Genomic DNA, 23,684 nt, shown 5'->3' on the forward strand with positions numbered 1-23,684 from the left:
CGGTTCGCCACCCGGCCAAACCACCAAGAAATATAAAACCAAACTTAACAAAATGGTAAAATGATGGTTCAAAAAAGACACTCCCAAAAGGAGCTAGGAGAGGTATGTCTATGGTTTACATTTTAACTAAAGACGAGTATTTAAATGGCAGGAATAGTCGGAAACTTAGGCGAAATCAAGGAAGCAAAATAGAAATTATTGTTACAGAAACCCCTTCTTAAAACACAAATAACAAACGGAATCCCCATAAATATCTAGGTGCTTGAGCTCAACAGAGGCTCGAATGAACCGAAGCCCTACTTCGCTGCATTCGAGCCTAATTGTTGTGTTTAGTAGTTTTTATTTTCAGAGTATTTATGAAGCTATAATTTTAGTTTTGATACTCTATGTATGTAGACTTATTGTATTCAATACGTGTCTTTTGTAATGTGAAAGATAAATTATTAATAATTTTTGGTAACAGAATACGAGAGTTGCGAAATCAAAAGAATTGGAGTCAGGAAAAACTTGCTGAAGAAACCGATTTTCATAGAACATATATTGGAATGATTGAACGTGGAGAAAGAAATCTTTCTCTATTAAATATTCAGAAATTCGCTAAAGCATTTGACTTACCAATTGAAGACTTATTTAAAAACTTATGACAGTTGTTGCGAATCTTGCAAGAATTAAAACACTTGCAGAAAATGGTCTTGATATATCAGTTGAAGACGTAAGAATATTAATGGGATTAGTGTCAAGAACATTTAAAAAACATTTAATTGATAATGGTTTTGATTCTAGACAAATTACTAGATTAACTACAAAGTTACGAGATGCTGGAAGACGCTCTCCACCATGGAAACCTCATTCTGAACGAGTGCCCGGTAGACCACAGGATGGTGCTGATGGCAACCGTATAAATCGTTGGTTATTAGAGTCTGAGCATAAATTTTATGCAACAGAAATAACTGCAACTTTAGTTGAGATTAAATATTATTTGCAATGTTTAAGTATGGAAGGAGCTCCTGTCTTGCCGAATAATGACATTCAAACATGCTTTTCATTTATCCTTGAGCATAATGTTGAGCCTGGATTGTATCTTGACCCAATTCAAAAAACACCTATATTATTAAGTGATGTAATTGAAAGTGCTAGGATAATTCAATCAGGACACCTTATTCCATTAGACAGAGGAGGAATGCATGAACCTTCAAATACATTTTTAATGCTGGCAAGGAGCAATCAATTGCAAGGAAATCTCACAGTTCAAGAACTTCTTGATTTGATGGGTAATATCCTTCATAAGCACAATGTGATTTAGTTGACTAAAATATCATTTAATGCATTAATACTTTCTTGACTATGTGTTAATGCATTATTTCTTTCCAATTCTGACATTTCAGACTTTTTTACAATACTTTCATATATTTTTTTATCCTTTGGTACCATTATTTCAATATTACCAATATATTCAGGTGTTATTGAATCAATTACAGAACCATAAACACCTTTTGCAATAAGATTTTGACAATATTTAGTTTTTAAATATGCTAATAAATAGAAGGGACTAATTTTACCTTGTTTTGGAACTACTCTAATTACGTGTTCGCTCATGGCATATCCGTTCCATGCATCTGGTACGATTGAGACAACTCCTGTTGTACCACTTCTGGTGATTAAAATCCACCCAATTTTTACCTCGAGTTCTTTTATTTTGTAGTGATTGTGACTAATCCACTTTGTTCCATCGGTAACCATTTGAATTATTTCTTTACCACCATAAAAAGGTATTGCACCTGGATAATACTCTACATAACCTCTTGAGAATCTTCCAGGATAAAAAATCTTTTCTGTTAAGTCTTTCAATTTATATGTGTGCCAATCTTTTTTGTTAAATTGTTTGTTGTCAAAGTGTGAAGTTTTATGAAATTGTGCATTAAGTTGAAATAATGAGGTTTCAAGAATATCATTAAGAGAGACAATAAAAGATTCTTGATGTATCTTTTCGAAATTTTCACCTTTTAAATATAACGAATAAGCTTTTTCAACTTCAGGAAAATCTGTTAATATCTCATCTGTAGCTATTCCTTCAATAGTTTTTTTAAATACAGGATTTCCTCTTCTGTCATGACCAATCCATTTTGGGGTAGACATAAAAATATTATAATCATCTAAATCGTCAATATCAGTTATTGGTTCTTTTCTTCTTACAAGTGTTAGTAAGCAGCCTTTAGTCCCTGTATGAGGTTGAAATGTGTCTGCAGGTAAATCAATAACAGATGTTATTATTGTATTTTTAAGAAGCCATTTACGAATATATAATGTTTGTGGTCCACTTAGTATTTGATAAGGAACAACTAATGATAATCTTCCTTCGCCAGGAACAAGAAGTTTTACGTTTTGCTCCAAGAATAATATATCTGGTGCTCGAGCTGTGATTTTTGATGGGGAATTATCGTTTTGTCTGGCTTTTACCCTTGCCAACTCATAATTTTCTAGCACATTTGTATCCTTTATTGTTATTTTGGTTCCAAATGGTGGATTGCCAGCAATACATTTGTGAGAATTAAACTTAATTCTATTCTTTGAATTATTGAAATATTCCTTTTCTAATGAGTCACCTTGTGTAACAAACGTATGTGAATTATCACCAGTTCTGGATTTTAGTGTAGAGTTAGCAATTGAACAAACTTCCTTGTCAAATTCCTGTCCGTAAATACTTTTTCTTGCTAATTCAACAATTTCTTTTTCAATATCCTTTTTAGATACTTTTTCAATATCTAGAAGACTTTTTATATGATTTAGACCAGCTAACAGAAATCCACCCGTTCCAGAGCAAATGTCTATTAAGTCATCTCCTTTTCGAGGGTCGAACTCCAAAAGCTTCATAGATAACCTTGTGACAAGTGAATCTGTAAAAAATTGCCCTCCAGCTTGTTTTGCCCATTGACTTCTGAAAATTTCCAATGAATCACCGAATACATCTTTCTTTGGGTCAGTTATTTCAATTCCATTTAGTTGAATACAAGTGTATGCAATATCAAAATCTTTTAGGTTTATTGTGTCGGACTTGTCATAGATAGCCCATTTATCATTCATATCTTTGAAATGAAGATGTATAGATTTACTAAAAGTCTTATTGTTTTTTTCTAATGTGTTTTTCTCTTCTGTTTTGGTAAAAACAAAAGCAGGTTTGTTCAATGTATATTCTTCTAAATACATTCCTGTATGAAGTATCTTTCCAACTTCTTTAGAAATACCATGAGGTGTTTTCTTTTCTGAATTTGCGTAAAGATGATTATATATATTAGTTATAGCTTTTTGTAATTTCACATTATTCATATGCATATATTTTAATGCAAATATAGGTAATGCATATTTTGCATTATAGCAAATTTTGAATTTCTTTATTGTTTTTCGCTATTAAACACAACATTAGTGTAGACGCAAGTTTCTGTCCGAGTAGCGTCTATATCGTTATTGTATGTACTTGTAAGCGTTTGTAAACGTTTATTTTCGGTTAATTGTGCCCGTTTAATAAGTGAAATTGGAGAAATTAATGCGTAATGCCAAAAGCACTTATTTTTCGGTAGTTACGAGGTGGTGGTCGCCGAAAGAAGAATCTTACTAATACAAAACTTTAAAGCCTATTTCAAACTAAGCAATTGATACGCCTGACTGGCAATCTCTAACTCTTCATTGGTAGCTATAACAAGGGTTTTAACCTTTGCCGTTTTAGAGCTGATATCTAAAAGACCATCCAATTTTTGGCTGTTTGTTTCTGCGTTTATCTCCATGCCTAGGTAGTCCATATCCTTACAAACTTTGGCTCTCAAAACACAGGAGTTTTCTCCCACACCAGCGGTGAAAATAATGGCATCAAGACCATTCATGGCGGCCGTATAAGCACCTATGTATTTTTTGATGCGGTAGGCGTTCATATCTAATGCCAACATACAATTTGTGTCGCCAGACTCTGCAGCTTTTTGAATGTCTCTTAAATCCATAAAGCCAGTTAAGCCTAGCATGCCGCTTTCTTTGGTCAAAAGCTGGTTTACTTTATCTAAATCATAACCCAAAGTATTCACCAAATAAAAGATGAGGCTATGGTCTATATCCCCACTTCTGGTTCCCATTATTAAACCCGTGGATGGCGTAAAACCCATGCTGTGGTCTATACTTTTACCATTTTCTATGGCGGTCATACTGCAGCCATTTCCTAGGTGCAGCGTAATGATTTTACTTTTGGCTAAGCCTAAATAATCTTGGGCTTTTTTAGCCACGTATTTATGACTGGTACCATGAAAACCATAAAGCCTTATTCCTTCTTTTAGTAAATGATTTGGGATAGCATATTTAAAAGCTTTCTCAGGAATAGATTGATGAAATGCCGTGTCAAAAACCACCACTTGGGCAGCCTTATCAAAAATTTGCTCTGCAATTTCAATGCCCTCTAAGTTTCCAGGATTATGCAAAGGAGCTAAAGAAAAAAGTGATTTGATTTCCTTTTTTACTTCTTCGGTAACCTCTGTAGTATCGCCGTATTTGCTACCACCATGTACCACTCTATGGCCTACAGCGGCTATTTCATCGGCATTATGAATGGCACCTACTTCTTTATCTACAATTAGCTCAGCTATTAGTTTTAGGCCAGTATTATGGTTTTCTATCGTCTTTTCTATGAGCTTGCTTCCATGAATAGATTTGTGGCTTAGTTGGGCATCTTTTTCACCTATTCTTTCTAGTAAACCAGAGCAAAGCACCTTTTCAGAGGGCATTTGAATTAGTTGGTATTTGATAGAAGAACTGCCAGCGTTTAATACTAAAACATTCATATTTTATTGACCTTGAGCCTGAATTGCGGTTATTATTACGGTATTAAAAATATCATTAACAGTACATCCTCTGCTAAGGTCGTTTACTGGTTTATTTAAACCCTGCAAAATTGGGCCAATGGCCAGTGCACCCGTTTCTCGCTGTACAGCTTTGTAGGTATTATTTCCCGTATTTAAATCAGGGAATATAAAGATACTCGCCTGACCAGCCACCTCAGAATTTGGTAACTTGCTTTTACCTATTTCCATATCCACAGCGGCGTCATACTGAATAGGGCCTTCTACTTTCAAGTCGGGTCTTTTGCTCTTTACTATTTCGGTGGCTTTTCGTACCACGTCCACATCTGCACCCACGCCAGATGCTCCAGAAGAGTAAGATAACATGGCTATTTTAGGGTCAATACCGAAAGCAATACTCGTTTCTGCGGAAGAAATGGCAATTTCGGCAAGTTCTTCTGCGGAAGGATTTGGGTTAATAGCACAGTCACCGTAGACGGTCACTCTGTTTGGCAAACACATAAAAAACACAGAAGAAACCACCGAAACACCAGGCTTAGTTTTTACAAACTGAAGAGCTGGCTTTATGGTATGCTGTGTGGTATGAGCCGCACCAGAAACCATGCCGTCTGCATCTCCCATGTAAACCATCATAGTGCCAAAGTATGACACATCTTCCATCAAGTCTCTTGCTATATCCTGATTAAGGCCTTTGTGCTTACGCAATTCATAAAGGGTGTCGGCATAGGCTTCGAATTTAGGAGCGTCCACAGGGTTTATAATGTTCACCTTTGAAAGGTCCATCTGAATATCAAGACTTGTTAGACGACTGGCAATTTTAGCAGGCTGACCCAATAAGGTTATTTCTACCACATCAAGGTCGAGTAATTGTTTTGCGGCGTTCAGTATTCTTTCATCGTAACCCTCCGGCAGCACAATGTGTTTCTTTTGGGTTTTAGCTCTTTTGACCAAATTGTATTGGAACATTCTAGGCGTGATGCCGTTTTGCTCAAAAGTGATGAGGCTATTTGCAAGGCTTTCTATATCTACATTTTGCTCAAATACCCGAATAGACGTTCTAATTTTCTCACTGTTTTCGGCATATACCTTAGGCCTAATGTCACCAATCCTGTTGGTAATAGAGAAAGTGCCTTCATTTACAGAAATAATAGGAACTACATCAGAAAGCCCCTCAATAAGCTTCAAAATAGATTCTTCTGGGATTAAACCACCAGTAAGTACAATGCCTGATATAGCCGGATAATTAGCGGAAAGGTTTGCTTGAAGTGCTCCAAGGATAATATCTGCTCTATCTCCTGGGGTAATTACCAGACTACTTTCTTTAAGATGGTTCAGGTAATTTCTAAGCTGCATGGCACCTACACTAAAGAAGCCCGCTTGGTTATTTAGGTATTGCTCGCCAAATAATACTTTGCCATTAAGTTCGTCTACAATTTCCTTTACAGAGGGTTGAGAGAGGCTGGTATTTCTTGGAATGACCTCAATTAAAACACTGTTTGGCAATTTTTCTTGCAAAGCCAGTTTTACAGCTTCTTGGTTTTCGGGCAAGACCTTATTGGCAATGGCCATCAAAACAGACACGCCGTTTCCTTTAAATGAGTCTGTAGCCATTTGCAAATTACCTGCAAGCTCATCTATGGTTTTTCCTGTTTCGGTAGCTAGTATAATAGCAGGGATTCCAAGATTTTTGGCAATCAAAACGTTGATGTCCCACTCAATAATAGAGCTTTCTCCAGAGAAGTCAGAACCCTCTACCAAGATAAAATCAAACTGTTCTTCTAGGGTTTTATACTTGTCAATAATCTTACTGATAATTTCCCCTTCTTTGCCCTTATTTAATAAGTCAATAAGTTGGCTTCGCGTAAATACGTAGGCGTCTGTTGGGGCAATTAGCAGTTCAAAGTGACTAATCATAGTTCTGATATGATTGTCCATTTTACCTTCTTTCAGGTTGTCAATAATAGGTCTGAAGTAACCTACTTTGGCTGTTTTACCCAGTAGCATTTGCATCAAACCAAGTGAAACAATGGATTTACCGCTATTTGGTCCTGTGGTAGTAATATAAATTCCTTTACTCATCTATCTTAAATTCGTGTGTTTAATACCCAAAAAGGCTTAAAACTCCCCTTGTATTTTTCAAAATGCAAAATTCTAAAAAGAATACCATACACTTACTGAGCAATATCATGTAAATATATATGCAGAATCAGAAGATGGGGTTTGTAAATACCGCTGTTAGTTCCCAGTGAATCGACTGGCAAGAACTCAAAGTCTAGGACAGTCTTGCATGGGCAATTGATTAGAGCTTCTCGTCGGGAACGCCCGCCGCTTCGCTCGAAGTGACAGTGCCGTCTAGAAAATAAGAGTTTACTATGTCAGTTCGAGCGAAGACGAGAACAGTCTATTTAACTTAAAATACTTATATTCAATATTTTGAAGCCTATTTATGCTTAAGGAATATCATGTCTACATTTTACGCTGTTCTGATGGAACTTACTATACAGGTATGACAAGTAATCTTGAAAATAGGATGCAGCAGCATGATAATGCGGAATTTCCAAGAGCTTACACAGCTAGAAGAAGACCTCTAAAGTTAGAATTTATTGCAACATTCTCTCATGTTTATGACGCCATTGAATTTGAAAAACGATTGAAGAAATGGTCTGGTCAAAAGAAAAAAGCTTTGATAGAAGGAGAATTTGACCGATTGAAAGAATTGGCTCAATGTAGGAACCTCACGAATTATAAAGTTTTTGTTGCAGAGTAAATTAGAGCTTCTCGTCTGTCGCTCCCTGCCAATCGGCAGACCGGGAAGTGACAAAAGACGATGTCATTTTCAGTGAGTTCTATTGTCAGTTCGAGCGAAGTCGAGAACAGTCTTACATAGGCAATTGTTTAGAGCTTCTCGTCGGGAACGCCCGCCGCTTTGCTCGAAGTGACAGACACCATAGTCATTTCAAGAAAAGACAAGAACAGTCTTACATGGGCAATTGATTAGAGCTTCTCGTCGGGAACGCCCGCCGCTTTGCTCCCTGCCATTCGGCAGACTAGGAAGTGACAAACACCACTGTCAGTTCGAGCGAAGTCGAGAACAGTCTTACATGGGAAATTGTTTAGAGCTTCTCGTCGGGAACGCCCGCCGCTTCGCTCCCTGCCAGTAGGCAGACTGGGAAGTGACAGTGTCGGACTGGGAAGTGCCAGAAGTCAATGTCAGTTTAGAAGAAGCTACAGGCAGCCAAAACACATTAAAACTAAAAAAGCCAAACCTCACGGTTTAGCTTTTTTGATTCATATTAGTAATTGCTCAGAACTTACTTCAAAGTAGTAGGGCAAACGTAGTCTGTTGTCTTAAAAAGACCAGATTTGTTTATGGCTGCAAAACCACCTTTTACGTCCACCACATCAAAACCTCTTGCTTTTAAGATACTTGATGCCATCATAGAGCGGTAACCACCTGCACAGTGAATGGTGTAGGTTTTGTCTCTGTCTAGCTCTGCCATGTTATCATTGATATAGTCTAATGGGAAACTAGGCACACCATCAATATGTTCAGATTGATACTCTCCCGGTCTTCTTACATCTATCACATTGATTTCGTTTTTCATTCTATTGGCTAATTCAGCTGCATCTATAGACTCTATGCTGTCTACTTCAGCACCGCTTTCTTTCCAAGCTTCTAAACCACCTTTTAAGAAACCTAAAGTATTGTCATAACCTACTCTGGCAAGTCTGATAACTGTTTCTTCTTCTTTTCCAGCTTCTGTGATAAGTAAAATCTCTTGTTTCAAATCTGGAATCAAAGCACCTACCCATGGGGCAAATTGACCATTAAGACCAATATTGATAGAATTTGGTACAAAACCTGCTCCAAAATCTTGTGGGTCACGTGTATCTAAAACCACAGCACCGGTTTCATTGGCGGCAGCCTCAAAAGCTATTGGACTTAAAGCCTGAGCTCCTCTGTTCATTACAGTGTCAATAGACTCATAACCCTCTTTATTCATCTTCACGTTTTCAGGGAAATATTGTGGAGGAGGAGCAAGGCCGTCTGTTACTTCCTTGATAAACTCTTCCTTGGTCATATTAGCTCTTAAAGCGTAATTCGTGTTCTTTTGATTAAGCAGCGTATCAGTAGTTTCCTTACTCATGTTTTTGCCGCAGGCGGAACCCGCACCATGAGCTGGATATACCGTTACATCATCAGGTAAAACCATGATTTTATTTCTTAATGAATCAAATAAATGACCTGCTAAATCCTGAATAGTCAAATCTGATTTTTGAGCTAAATCTGGTCTTCCCACATCACCTATAAAAAGTGTGTCGCCACTAAAAAGAGCTGTTTCTTTGCCTGATTCGTCTATTAATAAGTAAGAAGTAGACTCCATAGTGTGTCCAGGAGTATGCAAAACTTTGATTTTTATTTTTCCTAATTCAAAGATTTGACCATCGGTAGCTATGATGGAATCAAAACCAGTAACGGCGTTTGGTCCGTAAACGATTGGTGCTCCTGTTTTTTCAGACAGGTCTACATGTCCTGAGACAAAATCTGCATGGAAATGTGTTTCAAAAACGTATTTAATCTTAGCTCCTTCTTTTTCTGCTTTTGTGATATAAGGCTGTACTTCACGTAATGGGTCAATAATGGCTACCTCTCCTTCGCTTTCAATATAGTAAGCTCCTTGTGCCAAACATCCCGTATATATCTGTTCTATCTTCATAGTTTAATGTTTATTAGTTTAATAACTATTTAAATGTTTTTTAAGTTTATAGTATAATTTCTTTGACTAGTATATAAACCGCCATAAGCAGCACAAACCAGCCAAATGATTTTTTCAATTTTTCGCCAGGAATAAATTTGGTCAAATAAGTACCAACGAATATTCCTAGTATGGAAAGTCCTGTGAATATCAATAAGAATTGCCAGTCAATAGCTTGGTTTCCAAGGTCTCCCATGAAGCCAATAAGTGATTTAGCCGCAATGATGAGTAGGGAAGTACCTACTGCCATTTTCATGGGCAATCTTACCAAGAGCACTAATGCTGGAATTATCAAAAAGCCACCACCGGCACCTACCACACCTGTCAGTGTTCCTACCACCAAACCTTCTGCTGCTATCAATGGATAGTTATATTTCAATGCTGCGTTTTCGTCTGCCTCAGGCTTATTATCGGTAATCATAGAATACGAAGCCATGAGCATTACTAATGCAAAGAGCACCATGATGCCGAGGTCTTTGTTTACCATAAAGTTTCCAATACTGAAAAGCTCTTCTGGTATGGCGGGCATCAGGTATTTTCTAGTCAAGAAAACTGCAATGAACGATGGTATCGCAAATATGACAGCCGTTTTATAGTTGACTAAACCTTTCTTCATATAGCTAAAAGAACCTACTAAAGAGGTAGAACCTACTATGAAGAGCGAATACGCCGTACTCAAAACCGGATTGATAGCCAAAAGGTAAACGAGTATTGGAAGTGTTAATATGCTACCGCCACCGCCAATAAGTCCTAAGCTTATTCCTATTACTGTGGCCAATGCATATCCTATTATTTCTGTCATCTTTTAGTCTTTGTGATTATCTAATACAAACTTACTTGTTTGATTCTTGAGAAGCTGTGACGCATGTCACAGAGCCAACTCTTTACATGGGTAATTTATCTCTGAATTTCCCAAAAATCCATACACCAGCTATGGCAGAAAGTACGGTTACGCCTATAGCCATATAACCAGCACCTAATTGTGCATAAAGCGGTCCAGGGCAAGCTCCTGTTAGTGCCCAACCTAGTCCGAAGATTAAGCCACCATAAATCTGACCTTTGTTAAACTTCTTAGGATTGATAACCACTTTTTCTCCGTTCATGGTTTTGATATTAAACTTCTTAATGAGCCAAACGGATATAATTCCGGTGATGACGGCAGAGCCAATCACACCATACATATGAAAACTGTCAAAAAGGAACATCTCTTGAATTCTGAACCAAGAAACAATTTCTCCTTTGATGAAAACCAAGCCAAACATGGCTCCGATAAATAGATATTTAAGATTCGATAAGAAGCTTTCGTTTTCTTTTGAAGAATTTGGAGCTTCGCAAGCTTCTGGTAATTTGTCTTTTATATTAGTCATTGCTTAAAAAAGTTTAAAAATGTGAGGAAGAATAAAGTGAGTCATGATAACGCCGCCTACCATAAAGCAACATGTGGCTACTAAAGATGGCCATTGTAAGTTTGATAAGCCCATAATGGTGTGTCCGCTTGTACAGCCACCTGCGTATCTCGTTCCAAAACCAACCATAAATCCACCGATAACGAAGAAAATAAGTCCTTTTAGAGATAAGATTTGAGCAGTACCAAATAGCTCATTTGGAATTAATCCCGAAAAGTCAGTTAATCCGTATGATAGGAGTAATTGATGTGTTCTTTCACCAATTTCAATTGGATTAGGATTTGTTAAGAAATAAGTGGCAATGAAAGCTCCACCAGCAATACCTACCACAAAGAATAAATTCCAAACCTCTTTTCGCCAGTTGTAGTCAAAGAATTTGATTCCGGCAGGAACGCACATAGCACATACGTGCCTTAATGAAGAGGAAATTCCCAATGATTTATTACCCAGAAGTAATAATAAAGGTACAGTAAGGCCAATTAATGGTCCGGCCACGTACCATGGCCATGGTTGTTTTAATAATTCAAGCATATTGATGTAGTTAATTAGAAAGTGTAGTTAAAAATTATATTTAAAGTGTTCATGTTCACTTTGTTGAAGATTACTTTAGGGTTTTCATAGCTATCTTCTGTTTCTGTTTTCCTGACAAATAGTGTTTTAATAGAGCCTCCTTTTAGCCAGCCATTGAAGGTATAGTTAGCTTCTAAGTTGAGTTGATTATAAGAAGGCATGGCGTATTTATTTTTACTAGCATTAGAAACATTTGGAAGCCAGTATTTTCCGAATCCAAGGTTCAAAGAAAGAGCCTCTGTAAGTGTGTTTTTTACTTTTATACTAGCCGCATGAGTGTCTGCCGAACCTTCATTTCTTTCTCTTGGTAGGAAAGTATAAAGAGGCTCTCGTCCCCATTCTCGTGGCATTAAAAATCTTCCTTTGTCCGCTATTCTGGTGTAATTAAAGCTCGCATCCCACTTATTGATTTTCTTTGCTATTTGGCCACTGAAGACTAGTGCTTTTTCGTCTTTATCAATGTAAGATTGATTGCTTTCTGGATTTAATGGGTGCTGATATATTCCCATGACGTTTAGTTTCCAACCATTTTCAGCAAGGCCAATAGTGGTATACCATGTTTGAAAAACATTTAAAACAGACATAGAACCAACTTTTAGTTGAATTGCTTTTTCTATTTTTTGATTCCATTCTGCTAAGACTATTCCGGCTGTGTTAATGTTTCCTTGATAGTTGCCTGCGGTGCCATCAGTAGCTCTTCCACTTGGATAAATACCGAAAGTATCTGATACCTTATACCAACTAACAGTAGAGCGAGGAGATATGCCATGAATAAAAGCTACCATTAAGTTAGATTTGTCCGTTTTGTAGTTTCCTTCAAAACCACGAACCATAGTTGGGCTCATTCTTCCATCTTGAGGATTTATGAAAAGATAAGTAGGGGTATATTGACCGTACTTTAGTTTGAAATTCTCTTTTTCAAATTGAATCCAAAGGTTTTCTAATCGAGTTAAATTAGTCTTCTTTTCTGGCTCGGTTACGTCAAATAGTCCTAATTCATACCTGCTAGGATTTTGTGTGGCTGGGTCTAAAATTGACAAATCTGAAGAGTGTAGGTTTACAATAAAATTGCCACTCATTCCTGCCGAAAATCCTTTAAATGTTGGAGTAGAATAGGCTATTCCTGCTCCCAATGCTGTAGCATTATAATCTGTCAAAGATGCATCATTATCTGTAGCCATGAAGTAAAGGCGTGTTTTACCATTCACCTTTCCGCTGGCTAAAAATTTAGATAGGCTTCCATATTTCACTTCCTGAGCAGAAACATTGAAGACTAGAAAAAATGTAATAATGACGAGTAATATTGATTTCACAAATGGTGTAATAAATTGCTTTTACAAAACTAGAGAAGTCAAAAAGAAAGGCATGTAACTTTTGTTACACGCCTTGTATATGATGAAGTGTAAAATGATTTTAGAATAGATTAAATCCTAATTCTGTTTTACAAAGCTATAGGAGTAAAAAGCAAATACATGTGACCTTTGTTACACGGCTTGCTTCAAAGGATTTTTAGTAACCTGCCTTTATATAGGAGAATCCGTTTTCTTGTTTAAGTACTATTTCTGCTACACCTACTGGAACAAAAATGGCTCCCTGAATTATTTCTTCCTCTTTCACATTACGGCCTTTCATGGTGTTTCTACAAACGGCAAAAGTGACACCTCTTTCCAATGATTTTAAAATAGCTTCTTTGGCCACACTTTTCTCAGTCATCATAAATTCTAAGGCTCCGCTATGAACCACTACTTCAATTTCTGCATCAGGCCAATAGTTGAGTACATTGTTCAGCTGTCTTATTAATGAAGCTTGTTCTTTTTCATCGCCTGTGGCTAGCTGAAAAACTATTTTGTGCTTATCCTGAGCTTGGATAGCGAGGGTAGAGCATAAGAAAAGGCTAAGAGCAATTAGTTTTTTCATTGTTTCATTTTTTGATTTTCGTACCAGTTTTGGATAGGTTTAAATGGGCCATACTTATGTTGACTTTCAGGAAAAGGGTCAGCAAATGGGCCAAATGGATGGTCAATAGGTTTGTTGGCTAAGTTCGGCCAATCGTTCGTTTTGTCTTTTACTGGTCTAGGCATAGAGTTTACATATGCGGCTAGGTCCCAAGCTTCTTCATCGCTGAGTTGTGGATTTTCATGGCTTACGCCAAAGGGCATATTGGTCTTCACATAACCTGCAAATTTTGATAACCTATAAAGTCCAGCTCCGTCATTATAAGAGAGTGAACCCCATAAAGGAGGGTAGGTAAAGCTTCTGCCATTTGTGGCTAAAATGCCTTCCCCATTGTACTGATGGCAGCTGGTACATTTACGCTCATAGATTAGCTTTCCTGCTGTGGCATCTGCCGCTCTATCTAAAAATGGAATAGGATATACTTTCGAACCTTCGGCTTTTTTTCCTTTTGGAACATCTTGACCGAGCCAAAGAATATAGGCAGCCATAGCTTTCATTTCTTTTTCAGTGCTGTCCATTGGCGAGCCATTTAAGCTTCGCTGAAGACAGCCATTTATTCTGCCATAAACATCCGTTTCTTTTCCAGACCTTTTTCTTATTTGAGGGTAGTTTGCAGCTACAGATAGATAATTGTTTCCCCAAACTTTTTGACCAGCGTCCAAATGGCAGTTTTGACAATTTAGCCCATTGGTGATTTGTTTCTCAGTTCCTTTAAAACCGATATAATGTGCTGTATTTCTAATGAGTTCTTCCCCATATTTTATTAATTCTTCGTTGTTTTCTCTATGCATTCGCCAATCAGAAGGGGCGGAAGCTAGCTTTTTTACGGGTTCATAAGCCGGAAGAGTTTCAAGTTCAGGAGCTTCTTCTGGCCAATTTTCTGATATAAATATAGAGAGCTTTAAGAGTGGAAAAAATACCACCAAGGCCACTAATAAGACTTTGAGAATATTAAGAAGTCGATTCCCTTTATTGATTAAATTATCCCTGTTTTTCAATTTTCGATACTTTATAAAGGATTAAAATTAGGTACAACTAAACTAGCCTCAAGTGAGAGTTGTCACATAAGACAAATCATTTTTAATAATACCTCATTATTAGGTGCTTCATAAGGCTTTTTGGGTATGTTTTTACCAATATCTCACCTTTAAGGGACTTTCTATAACTTGTTAAGCATTCTCAAGAAACTTACATTTTTGCCTGAAAGGGTAAAATAGGAATAGGATATTAACCTATGATGCTTAAGAGAACTTTCTGATTTTTAGTTTGGTAGTTTTTTCGTTTTACGCAAAAAAGGATGATAAAATATTTCAAGCTTTAGCGGTATATCTCCTCCATTACTTTTCTAGCCACAGTAGGCTTATAATGATAGATTTCGTAGTAGTTTGCTAGCGGATTTGTCAATTCATTTTGCCCCGTAAAATCATAGACATTAGTTTCGCCAAAGATTTCTTTTACTATGGACAAATCTTCTGGATTGACTTTTTTCTGGTCATAATTTGGACCAAAGACTATTTTGTAATTGGTATTATGCTTGTCAAAAATAGCTTTCATTTCGTTCAGGTAATTGACCTGATAAGGCTTTATGCTAGCATTTGCTGTAAGTTCTTCTTCACTTCTTTCGTAAAACAAATCACGAGCATAGTAGCCCAAAGAATCTTGTTTTAGTTGGTCAATGTATCCTTGGAAAATAAAGTCATTATTGACAGGTGTATAAAGCATGTGCTTGTTTTCAAAAGCTCCGTACATGTATGCTCGGTACTTTTTGAAAATCAGTTTGTCAAAGAATTTGACGAAGTACATATCTTTAAAAAAGGCTTTGAAAAAGACCAATTGGTACATGAACTGATTTTGACCACTCCATGTATAATCCTGAATATGGATAATGGAGTTGGCAGTATCTACCGAGTAGTTAAAGGTTTCGCCATCAAAAATCACTAAAGCGTTCTTGATGTCATTTCCTTGTTGGTCTATATACTTAATCTTGCTAGATATTCCAGAAATCACCTCATTAGAGGCGTCAAAGTGATAAGGCGTATCATCGCCAATGTATTTTGACCAATCTTTGGTATAGAAAACACTACTCTTAGAGCTTCCAAAAACGAAGGACTCATAATTTTGCTCCTCATTATTGTTTAAGAAAACCTGCGTGCTGATTCTGTTTCGGTTATAACTTTCTAGGTAATTATCAGGGTAAGCCTCATAATTTCGGACCACATGAAAGGGATCAAAAACGAAATAAGAAGCCACTAAAAGAAGCATCGGACTACTAAAAATTAGTAGTTTTTTTAAGAAAATAAGGAATTGTTTTCTCTGCTCCATTTAAAATTGAAAGTAAATAAACTGTGTGTTAGAATAAACTGCAAAAAACACAATAGCACCTAATAGAAGGTAGTAACCGCTCCATCTTTGCCACTTTGGTTTGGCATCAAACCACTGAGCAATGTTAACCGTTCTTTGCATCCAATGTACGCGTTCCATAAGTGCTATGGCCAATATTGCAACGATAAGGTTTTGCTGACCTATTAGGTTAACAATCTCAGAAACCGAATGACTAGACTTGGCTGCCATGTTTTTAAGAAGGTAAAGGGAATCGCTAAACTGGCGTGCTCTGAAAAATACCCAAGCTATACTCACAAAGAAAAATACAATACCAGCATGTATCATTTTTTCTAAGGTCTGATTATTCAAAATACCGATTATCTTTTTTTGTATTTCACCGGTAAATCTGCCAACAATGAGATAAATACCATGCAAAGAACCCCATATCACAAAGTTCCAGCTAGCTCCATGCCATAGCCCACTAATCATAAATATGAAGAACAGGTTGAAATATTGACGGAAGCTAGAAACTCGGTTTCCTCCCATAGGAATGTAAACGTAGTCTTTAAACCAAGACGAAAGTGAAATGTGCCACCTACGCCAAAACTCAGAAATGCTTTTTGAAAAGTAAGGTCTATCGAAGTTTTTCATGAGGTCAAACCCCATCACTCTGGCAGCTCCCAAACCAATATCTGTATAACCAGAGAAGTCGCAGAAAATCTGTATTCCAAAAAATACGGTGGCTATAATAATGGGCATACCCGCATATTCGTGCGGATTATCGTAAACCAAATCTACAAAAACGGCGAGCCTATCTGCTATGACCACTTTTTTGAACATTCCCCAGATCATGAGTCTAAGCCCACTTACTACGCGTTGGATATCAAATTTGTGCTCTTCATAAAACTGATGAATCACGTTTTGTGGTCGCTCAATAGGTCCAGCCACAAGCTGCGGATAAAACATCACATAAAGAGCATACCTGAAAATATTATGCTCAGCAGGTACTCTGCCACGATACACTTCAATGGTGTAACTCATGGCCTGAAAAGTATGAAAACTTAGCCCAATAGGAAGTAAAATTTCCCAGAGGTCAAAGGTTTCTTGACCTACTCTAAAGAGAACGGCATTCACCGTACCAATCATAAAATTGGCATATTTGAAAACGGCAAGAACCCCCACATTTGCTAGGATGGAAACCACTAAAGCTAGCTTTCGTTTTTTACCTTCTTCTCGCTCTATCCAAAGTCCTGCGAAATAGTCCACGATAATGGTGAAGACTAATATGAAAAGATAGGATAGCTTAAACCAAGCATAAAAAAAGCAACTGGATGCTAAAAGCAGCCACCACCTATATTTATGAGGTAACCAAAAGTAAAGCAGCGTTACTAATGGGAAGAAAATAAGAAAAGCGAAGGAGTTAAAAACCATGCTTTAAATTACTCTGTGTATGTCAAAATGTTCTAGGTTATCAGAAACCTGCTTTACAAATAAACCACCTAATGAACCATCCACCACTCTGTGGTCATAAGAGTGAGAAATTACCATTTTTTGACGAATACCAATGGTGTCTCCTTCTGGTGTTTCTATCACAGATGCTCGCTTGGCTATTTTACCAAAAGCCATTATAGCTACCTGCGGCTGCATAATAATAGGTGTACCAGCCAAATTACCAAACATACCAATGTTACTGATGGTGTACGTGCCACCCATAAGTTCATCTGGTTTCAGTTTATTACTTCTAGCTCTAAGAGCCAAATCATTCACTTTTTTGGCTAAATCTGGCAAGTCGTATTGGTCGGCATGATGAATTACCGGTACTATCAGGTTTCCGTCAGGTAAGGCTACCGCCATGCCAATATTAATGTCTCCTTTTTTGATGATTCTAGGTACATCTACCTGAATATTAATCATCGGGAAGTGTCTAATAGCTTTAGCCACCGCTTCAATCAAAATAGGAGTGAAGGTTATTTTTTCACCATATTTCTTAAAGAAAGCATCTTTATTATTATCACGCCATCTTACTATGGGCGTCATGTCGGTCTCATGAAAAGAAGCTACGTGAGCGGCCGTTCTTTTAGAACTAATCATTCGGTCAGAAATCATCATTCTGAGCCTATCCATCTCCATTACGGTATCTTCTCCAGCGGTAAATTCCTCTTTTTGAAGTTTAAAAGTATTTCCCTTTTTACCTTTTTTGATGTATGCTAGTATGTCGTCCTTTGTTACTCTGCCGTGCATTCCAGAGCCATCTAATTGGTCTAACTCAGTTTTGCTAATACCTTCTTCTTTTGCAATACTCAGTACTAGTGGAGAAAAGAATCTGTCGCCAGCAGTTTTTTCTGTAGGCTCTTTTATTTGAGCATCTATTTCAGAAATGCTTTCTTCTAGTTCTTCAGCTATGCTTTCTTCTTGTGGAGCTTCGCCATCAATTTCAATAATACAGTAAGGTTCTCCAATAGCTGCCACTTCCCCTGGTTTTACCAAGAATTTGACAATTTTACCAGCATGCGATGAGCCTATTTCGGTGTCAATTTTGTCCGTAGCTACTTCTAAAACCATGTCGTCCACCACCACAGTATCTCCTTCTTTTACTAACCAGTTTAGGATAGTACATTCAAAGATACTTTCGCCCATTGAGGGCAAATTCATTTTTATTTCCGCCATTGAAGTGTATTAAATCAAATTTCCTTTAAAATCATTTTTCTTAGTAATGCCAATGCCGATTTGCTACCGTATTGGATGTTTACTAAACGTGTTTTGGTTGACAATATCTTTTTTGCCACCGTTTTTTCTGGTCCTGCACAGGCTATCCATATTGTCCCTACGGGTTTTTCTGGACTTCCGCCGCCTGGCCCTGCTATGCCACTTGTGGCTAATGCATATGTGCTATTTAAGGCTTTTCTTGCTCCTTCTGCCATTTGAATAACAGTTTCTTCAGAAACAGCTCCATGTGCATCCAATGTTTCCTTTTTGACACCAAGTAAATTCATCTTGGCTTCATTGGAGTATGAAATTACAGAACCCAAATAATAAGCAGAACTCCCAGCATTTGCCGTAATAGTATGTGCTAAATATCCTCCTGTACAGCTTTCTGCCGTGGCCAAAGTTGCATTTTCTTTCAGAAGTAAATCAGCCAAAACTAACTCTAATTCCTCATTATCTTTACTGAAAAGGTTTTTGCCTAATGTAGGGTATACTTTTTCCGCTTCCGCTTCAATATCGGCTTTTAGTTTTTCTTTATCATCGCCAAAACCTGTCAATCTTAATTTGACCTGACCTAAACTAGGCAGATAGGCTAATTTGATATGTGGAGGTAAAGCATCTTCCCAAGATTCTATCTTTGAAGCCAAAAAAGATTCGCCTATACCTACAGTTCTGATTACTTTATGAACAATAAACGGAGTTTTGAAATGTTTTCTTAACCTTGGCAACACCTGGTTTTCCATAAGGTATTTCATTTCAAAAGGCACACCGGGCATAGATATTACCACTTTGCCGTTTTCTTCAAACCACATGCCTGGAGCGGTGCCCACTGCATTATTTAAATATGTAGCTTTGGTAGGTATGAAGGCTTGTTGCCTATTAATTTCTGTTAGTTCAAAACCTCTACTTTCAAAAATCTCTCTAACATTTTCTAGAGCATCCTGATTTATTTCTAAGGTATCATTGAAAAACTCCGCAATGGTTTTCTTTGTGATATCATCTTTGGTAGGACCAAGGCCTCCAGTAAAAATTAAGATGTCGGCTCTCTTTTGAGCTTCTGATAAAATATCAAGAATCTCCTGTTTTTCGTCGCCAATACTGGTTTTACGAATGGTTCTAACGCCAATTTTATCTAATTCGGCACTTATCCACTGACTATTGGTATCTGTAATTTGACCGTATAAAATCTCATCTCCAATGGTAATTACTTCAGCATTGATATGCTTCATAGATTAATTAATATTAATAGGGCTTGGTCAAAAGAATACCCTAGCTATTTTTGCGTTACTAAATTGGGTCAAATTTCCCGAAAATCGGTCAATTTTCCAATTAACACTTCTTATTAAACCAACATTTCAAAAATGAAAAAAGTATTTATAGCTCTTCTATTCTCCTCATTTATTCTCAACTCATGTGCACAGGGCATAAACCTAGGTAAAGTAGCTGAAGCAGTTTTAGGCAGTAGCGGAGGTACCTTAAGTAGTGGAGACATAGCTGCGGGTTTGAAAGAGGCTTTAGTAAAAGGTGCGTCAATAGGAGCTGATGTGGTTTCTCAAGAAAATGGCTATTTGGGCAATGCGAAAATTAAAATTCCTTTTCCTGAAGATGTACAGCGTGTAGAAACCGCATTACGTAAGATTGGTCTTGGAAACGAGGTAGATAAATTTGTGATGGCTCTTAATCACGGAGCTGAGGAAGCTGCAAAAGAGGCTAAGCCAATATTTGTAAGTGCTATTAAGCAAATGACCATTACAGATGCCATGAGCATTCTAAAAGGTGAGCAAGATGCAGCTACGCAATATTTGACAAGGACAACTACGCCAGAATTGACCAAACTATTTTCTCCAGTGGTAGAGAAAGCTTTGTCAAAAACAGGAGCAACAAAAAACTATACGGACCTAGCGACTACGTATAATCAAATACCTTTCACAAAGAAAGTAGATCCAGATTTAGTGGGTTATGCTACGCAAAAAGCAATTGACGGTTTGTTTATCATGATAGCGGAAGAGGAAGCTAAAATAAGAAAAGACCCTTTGGCTAGAACATCTGATTTATTGAAAAGAGTTTTTGGTAGTAATCTTTAAGGTTTGATTTATTCGGCTTTGCCCAAACTATTTTTTGAGAGGATATGTTTTGACGGCAAAAAGTGGGGAATGTAGTAAACCGCTTAATGTCAAATAAACTAAATTTGTGAAAATTTAAATCACTGAATGAACAAATCAGAAATTAATATAACCGTAGAGTTAGACGATAATAGAATTCCAGATAAGATTTTTTGGGATGCTACAGAAAACCCAAATGAGGGAATTAACGAGACTAAAGCCATTTGTGTGGGTGTTTGGGACCAATACCACAAAGGTCTTTTAGGTATTAACCTTTGGACCAAAGACATGCCGGTAGATGAAATGAATCATTTTACGGTAGACTTAATAGGTAATTTGGCTCAAATGATAAAAGATAGCACAAATGACCCTAAGGTTATAGAGGTGCTTCATAATGCTGGAAAGGAGATTACAAAGCATCTGGAAGAGCAAGCAAAGAAAGAGCAGCAACAGCAGCAACAATAAATTCTTAAAAATCCCAAGTTTCTCACAGAATCTTGGGATTTTTGTTTTTACTAAATCAAAACTATTCTATCATGAAAACCGCCCTTATTACAGGTGCCTCATCAGGTATCGGAAAAGCCACCGCCATTGCCTTAGCAAAATCAAACATACAGTTAGTGCTGTGTGGAAGAAGAAAGGAGAAGCTAGAAGAGCTTCAAAAGTCTTTAAATGTAGAAAGCACCATTTTGACATTTGATGTTAAAGACAAAGACGCTGTTATAGCAGCAATAGGTTCTTTACCCGCTAGTTTCCAAAATATTGGCATTTTAGTAAATAATGCTGGAAATGCTCATGGCCATGGCCCAATAGCAGAGGGAGCACTGGCCGACTGGGATGCTATGATGGATAGCAATGTCACTGGTCTTTTATATGTGACTAAAGCTGTTTTACCAGGCATGATAGAAAGAGGTAGCGGGCATGTGGTAAACCTAAGTTCGGTAGCTGGAAAGCAAACGTATGCGAATGGAGCCGTTTACTGTGCTACTAAAAAAGCAGTGGAAGCTATTTCTGAAGGAATACGTTTAGACCACACGCAGCATGGCATCAAAGTAACGAACATTGCCCCTGGAGCAGTAGAAACAGAGTTTTCTGAGGTTCGTTTTAAAGGTGATAAAGAAAAAGCGAAGAACGTTTATGCAGGTTTTGAGCCACTGGTGGCGGAGGATATTGCAGATGCCATAGCTTATGCGGTTTCTGTACCAGACCACGTTACCATAGCTGATATGACCATCTACGCCAAAGCTCAGGCTGCACCAACTACAGTTTATAGAAAGTAAGGCTTTTGAAGAGATGTTTTGTCATGCTTTTTGCTTGAGGCAAAAAGACACGCCAAAACGGGTATATATAAGATAGTCATCACTTTTTACCAATGTTTCGCCCCTAAAGGGGCTCGTTGGTTATAAACGCTTATCTGGTTCTGTGAAATGGACTAAGTTTGAAGAGATGTTTTCTATACCGATGTTATGTCCCTACGGGACATTTTGATACAGAATAAGCTATCATCAATAAATCCAGAGGCCTATTTAAACGTCTTTCTAGCCCCTTAGGGGCTTAATATTGGTAGAAAAAGGGTGAGACCCTTTTGATAAATCGAAGCCATAGTTTCGTTTGGCGGGATTTTGGCCAGATGCCAAAATCGTGACAAACGTTTCCTGACCCATGATAGATTTTGAAGATATGTTTTATCATGCTTTACGCTTGAGGGCAAAAAGACACGCCAAAACGGTGAATTTGTAGCTTTGTTTTTTTTACCAATGTTATGTCCCTACGGGACATTTTGCTACAGAATAAGCTATCATCAATAAATCCAGGGGCCTATATAAACGTCTTTCTAGTCCCTTAGAGGCGAAACATCGGTAGACGAAAGGGCAAAGCCCTCTCGTCCCCAAAGCCATGATTTTGTTTGGCGGGATTTTGGCAAAACATGCCAAAATTGTGATAAACGTTTATTTTTAAACCCTTTCTAATTTTATAGGATATGTTTTCTTTGATGCCCACTGCGGCACGTAGATGTTTTCGTCAGAATCTACATATACATCATGCGGATGCATAAATACACTGGCAGGGTCTTCTTTCTTTTGTGCAGCTAATACACCGTTGGTATAAATTGGTTGGCTTCCGCCAGGGGTACTTACTACTTTATTGTTTTTGTCAATGACCTGTACATAACCAGAGTTTACATTTGACTCTAATCCTGAACGGAATACTGCTCCGTAAAGGTTTTCTCCTCGCTGTACGGGTCTACAGATAAAACTTCCAGGCATTTCTATTCTTTCTATAAACTTACCGTCCATAGTGTATCTTTTCCAGCAGTTTTCTTGACGAGAAGTAATAACAAGGCTTCTTTTTTGTCCTTTTCTTTCGTCTATCATCACACCATGATTACACTTGTACTGGTAGTTTCCTTCACCTCTTCCGCCCCAGTGTCTTAGGTATTTTCCGTTTTGGTCGTAGACTATTACAAAGTTTAGACCGTAGCCATCTACCACATATATTTCACCCGTTTGGCTGTCTACTGCGGTTTCGGTAGGTACAAATTGGGTAGGATATTCGTATTCTCCTGTTTCTTTTGGGTACTCTATAACAAAAATCTTATTGCCTTTTAAGTCTGTTTTGATAACCTGATGACGATTGTTATCACAAATCATCAAAAACTGGTCTTTGCCTTCTCCTGCTATAGTTAAGCCGTGAGCACCAGGGAAAGTCTGTCCCCAAGATTCTAATAGCTTACCTTTTTTGCTGTAAATAAGTACATTGTTTTTAGTCTCATTGGTAAGGAGGATTAATCTTCCAGAGCTATCTTCTACCATTTCGTGGCAGTCGTTTACTGGGTTTTTCTCCGCATCTAATATTCCCCAGCCCATGTTGACTTTGTATTTAAAGTCGCCGTGGCCAATTAAAATTTCATCTTCTTTTCCAAAACTGATATTTGGAGCACCTAAACCTAGTAGGGCAGTTCCTGTAAGTTTTAAGGCATTTCTTCTGCTGAGGTATGTCATATTCATAGGTTGATTTATTCAAAAATAG

The 23,684-nt window shown here is 37.5% G+C and carries 21 protein-coding genes; 6 read left to right on the forward strand and 15 right to left on the reverse strand.

Annotated elements, in window-relative coordinates:
- The first annotated feature begins 428 nt into the window (after positions 1-428).
- Both AC0L6O_RS09910 and AC0L6O_RS09915 read left to right on the forward strand, forming a co-directional pair.
- The gene (locus AC0L6O_RS09910) at positions 429-644 is read left to right on the forward strand and encodes a helix-turn-helix domain-containing protein (RefSeq protein ID WP_473308219.1); all 216 of its coding nucleotides are present in this window, start codon (positions 429-431) and stop codon (positions 642-644) included.
- Entirely contained in the window at positions 641-1,303 is a 663-nt protein-coding gene (locus tag AC0L6O_RS09915; RefSeq protein ID WP_473308221.1) for a hypothetical protein, read from the forward strand. Before AC0L6O_RS09910 ends, AC0L6O_RS09915 begins: the two co-directional genes overlap by 4 nt.
- Here AC0L6O_RS09915 and AC0L6O_RS09920 read toward each other — a convergent pair.
- From AC0L6O_RS09920 to pta, 3 genes are all read right to left on the reverse strand, one after another.
- Positions 1,300-3,324, reverse strand: a complete 2,025-nt coding sequence (locus AC0L6O_RS09920; protein ID WP_473308223.1) for an N-6 DNA methylase — start codon at positions 3,322-3,324, stop codon at positions 1,300-1,302. The two genes, AC0L6O_RS09915 and AC0L6O_RS09920, sit on opposite strands and share 4 nt — an antisense overlap.
- A 305-nt stretch (positions 3,325-3,629) precedes the next feature.
- A complete protein-coding gene (locus AC0L6O_RS09925) occupies positions 3,630-4,817 on the reverse strand; it encodes an acetate/propionate family kinase (RefSeq protein ID WP_473308225.1) in 1,188 nt (395 codons plus the stop codon).
- Positions 4,818-4,820: 3 nt separating this feature from the next.
- The gene (gene pta, locus AC0L6O_RS09930; RefSeq protein ID WP_473308227.1) at positions 4,821-6,914 is read right to left on the reverse strand and encodes a phosphate acetyltransferase; all 2,094 of its coding nucleotides are present in this window, start codon (positions 6,912-6,914) and stop codon (positions 4,821-4,823) included.
- Between the two features lie 367 nt (positions 6,915-7,281).
- Between pta and AC0L6O_RS09935 the strand changes: the two genes are divergently transcribed.
- Entirely contained in the window at positions 7,282-7,602 is a 321-nt protein-coding gene (locus AC0L6O_RS09935; protein WP_473308228.1) for a GIY-YIG nuclease family protein, read from the forward strand.
- A 544-nt stretch (positions 7,603-8,146) separates the two neighbouring features.
- On the opposite strand, the gene AC0L6O_RS09940 is transcribed toward AC0L6O_RS09935, so the two are convergent.
- The 11 genes from AC0L6O_RS09940 to AC0L6O_RS09990 form a co-directional block, all read right to left on the reverse strand.
- Positions 8,147-9,553 carry an MBL fold metallo-hydrolase gene (locus AC0L6O_RS09940; protein WP_473308229.1) on the reverse strand — a complete coding sequence of 469 codons (1,407 nt, stop codon included), beginning with the start codon at positions 9,551-9,553 and terminating at the stop codon, positions 8,147-8,149.
- A 46-nt stretch (positions 9,554-9,599) separates the two neighbouring features.
- Positions 9,600-10,394, reverse strand: coding sequence for a sulfite exporter TauE/SafE family protein (locus AC0L6O_RS09945; RefSeq protein WP_473308231.1), 795 nt, complete (start codon positions 10,392-10,394; stop codon positions 9,600-9,602).
- Between the two features lie 82 nt (positions 10,395-10,476).
- Entirely contained in the window at positions 10,477-10,959 is a 483-nt protein-coding gene (locus AC0L6O_RS09950; protein WP_473308233.1) for a DUF6691 family protein, read from the reverse strand.
- Positions 10,960-10,962: 3 nt separating this feature from the next.
- Positions 10,963-11,535, reverse strand: a complete 573-nt coding sequence (locus AC0L6O_RS09955; protein WP_473308514.1) for a YeeE/YedE family protein — start codon at positions 11,533-11,535, stop codon at positions 10,963-10,965.
- Positions 11,536-11,543: 8 nt separating this feature from the next.
- Entirely contained in the window at positions 11,544-12,881 is a 1,338-nt protein-coding gene (locus AC0L6O_RS09960) for a hypothetical protein (RefSeq protein WP_473308235.1), read from the reverse strand.
- Between the two features lie 196 nt (positions 12,882-13,077).
- On the reverse strand, positions 13,078-13,485 hold the full coding sequence (locus AC0L6O_RS09965) for a DsrE family protein (protein WP_473308237.1): 408 nt from the start codon (positions 13,483-13,485) through the stop codon (positions 13,078-13,080).
- Positions 13,482-14,522 carry a c-type cytochrome gene (locus AC0L6O_RS09970; RefSeq protein ID WP_473308239.1) on the reverse strand — a complete coding sequence of 347 codons (1,041 nt, stop codon included), beginning with the start codon at positions 14,520-14,522 and terminating at the stop codon, positions 13,482-13,484. The genes AC0L6O_RS09965 and AC0L6O_RS09970 overlap by 4 nt, the downstream gene beginning before the upstream one ends.
- A gap of 319 nt (positions 14,523-14,841) precedes the next feature.
- A complete protein-coding gene (locus AC0L6O_RS09975; protein WP_473308241.1) occupies positions 14,842-15,846 on the reverse strand; it encodes a hypothetical protein in 1,005 nt (334 codons plus the stop codon).
- A complete protein-coding gene (locus AC0L6O_RS09980; protein WP_473308243.1) occupies positions 15,847-17,277 on the reverse strand; it encodes an MBOAT family O-acyltransferase in 1,431 nt (476 codons plus the stop codon).
- A gap of 3 nt (positions 17,278-17,280) precedes the next feature.
- Positions 17,281-18,513: a dihydrolipoamide acetyltransferase family protein gene (locus AC0L6O_RS09985; RefSeq protein ID WP_473308244.1), complete on the reverse strand. Its 1,233-nt coding sequence runs from the start codon at positions 18,511-18,513 to the stop codon at positions 17,281-17,283.
- A gap of 14 nt (positions 18,514-18,527) precedes the next feature.
- Positions 18,528-19,781, reverse strand: a complete 1,254-nt coding sequence (locus AC0L6O_RS09990; protein ID WP_473308245.1) for a competence/damage-inducible protein A — start codon at positions 19,779-19,781, stop codon at positions 18,528-18,530.
- Positions 19,782-19,913: 132 nt separating this feature from the next.
- Between AC0L6O_RS09990 and AC0L6O_RS09995 the strand changes: the two genes are divergently transcribed.
- From AC0L6O_RS09995 to AC0L6O_RS10005, 3 genes are all read left to right on the forward strand, one after another.
- Positions 19,914-20,636, forward strand: a complete 723-nt coding sequence (locus AC0L6O_RS09995) for a DUF4197 domain-containing protein (protein ID WP_473308247.1) — start codon at positions 19,914-19,916, stop codon at positions 20,634-20,636.
- A 126-nt stretch (positions 20,637-20,762) separates the two neighbouring features.
- Positions 20,763-21,119 carry a gliding motility protein GldC gene (gldC, locus tag AC0L6O_RS10000; RefSeq protein ID WP_473308249.1) on the forward strand — a complete coding sequence of 119 codons (357 nt, stop codon included), beginning with the start codon at positions 20,763-20,765 and terminating at the stop codon, positions 21,117-21,119.
- Positions 21,120-21,187: 68 nt separating this feature from the next.
- Positions 21,188-21,934 carry an SDR family NAD(P)-dependent oxidoreductase gene (locus AC0L6O_RS10005; RefSeq protein WP_473308515.1) on the forward strand — a complete coding sequence of 249 codons (747 nt, stop codon included), beginning with the start codon at positions 21,188-21,190 and terminating at the stop codon, positions 21,932-21,934.
- A 675-nt stretch (positions 21,935-22,609) separates the two neighbouring features.
- Here the strand turns inward: AC0L6O_RS10005 and AC0L6O_RS10010 are convergent.
- Positions 22,610-23,656 carry a 6-bladed beta-propeller gene (locus AC0L6O_RS10010; protein WP_473308251.1) on the reverse strand — a complete coding sequence of 349 codons (1,047 nt, stop codon included), beginning with the start codon at positions 23,654-23,656 and terminating at the stop codon, positions 22,610-22,612.
- Positions 23,657-23,684: the final 28 nt, after the last annotated feature.

This window comes from Arcticibacterium sp. GJ41-1 (genome assembly GCF_055808875.1).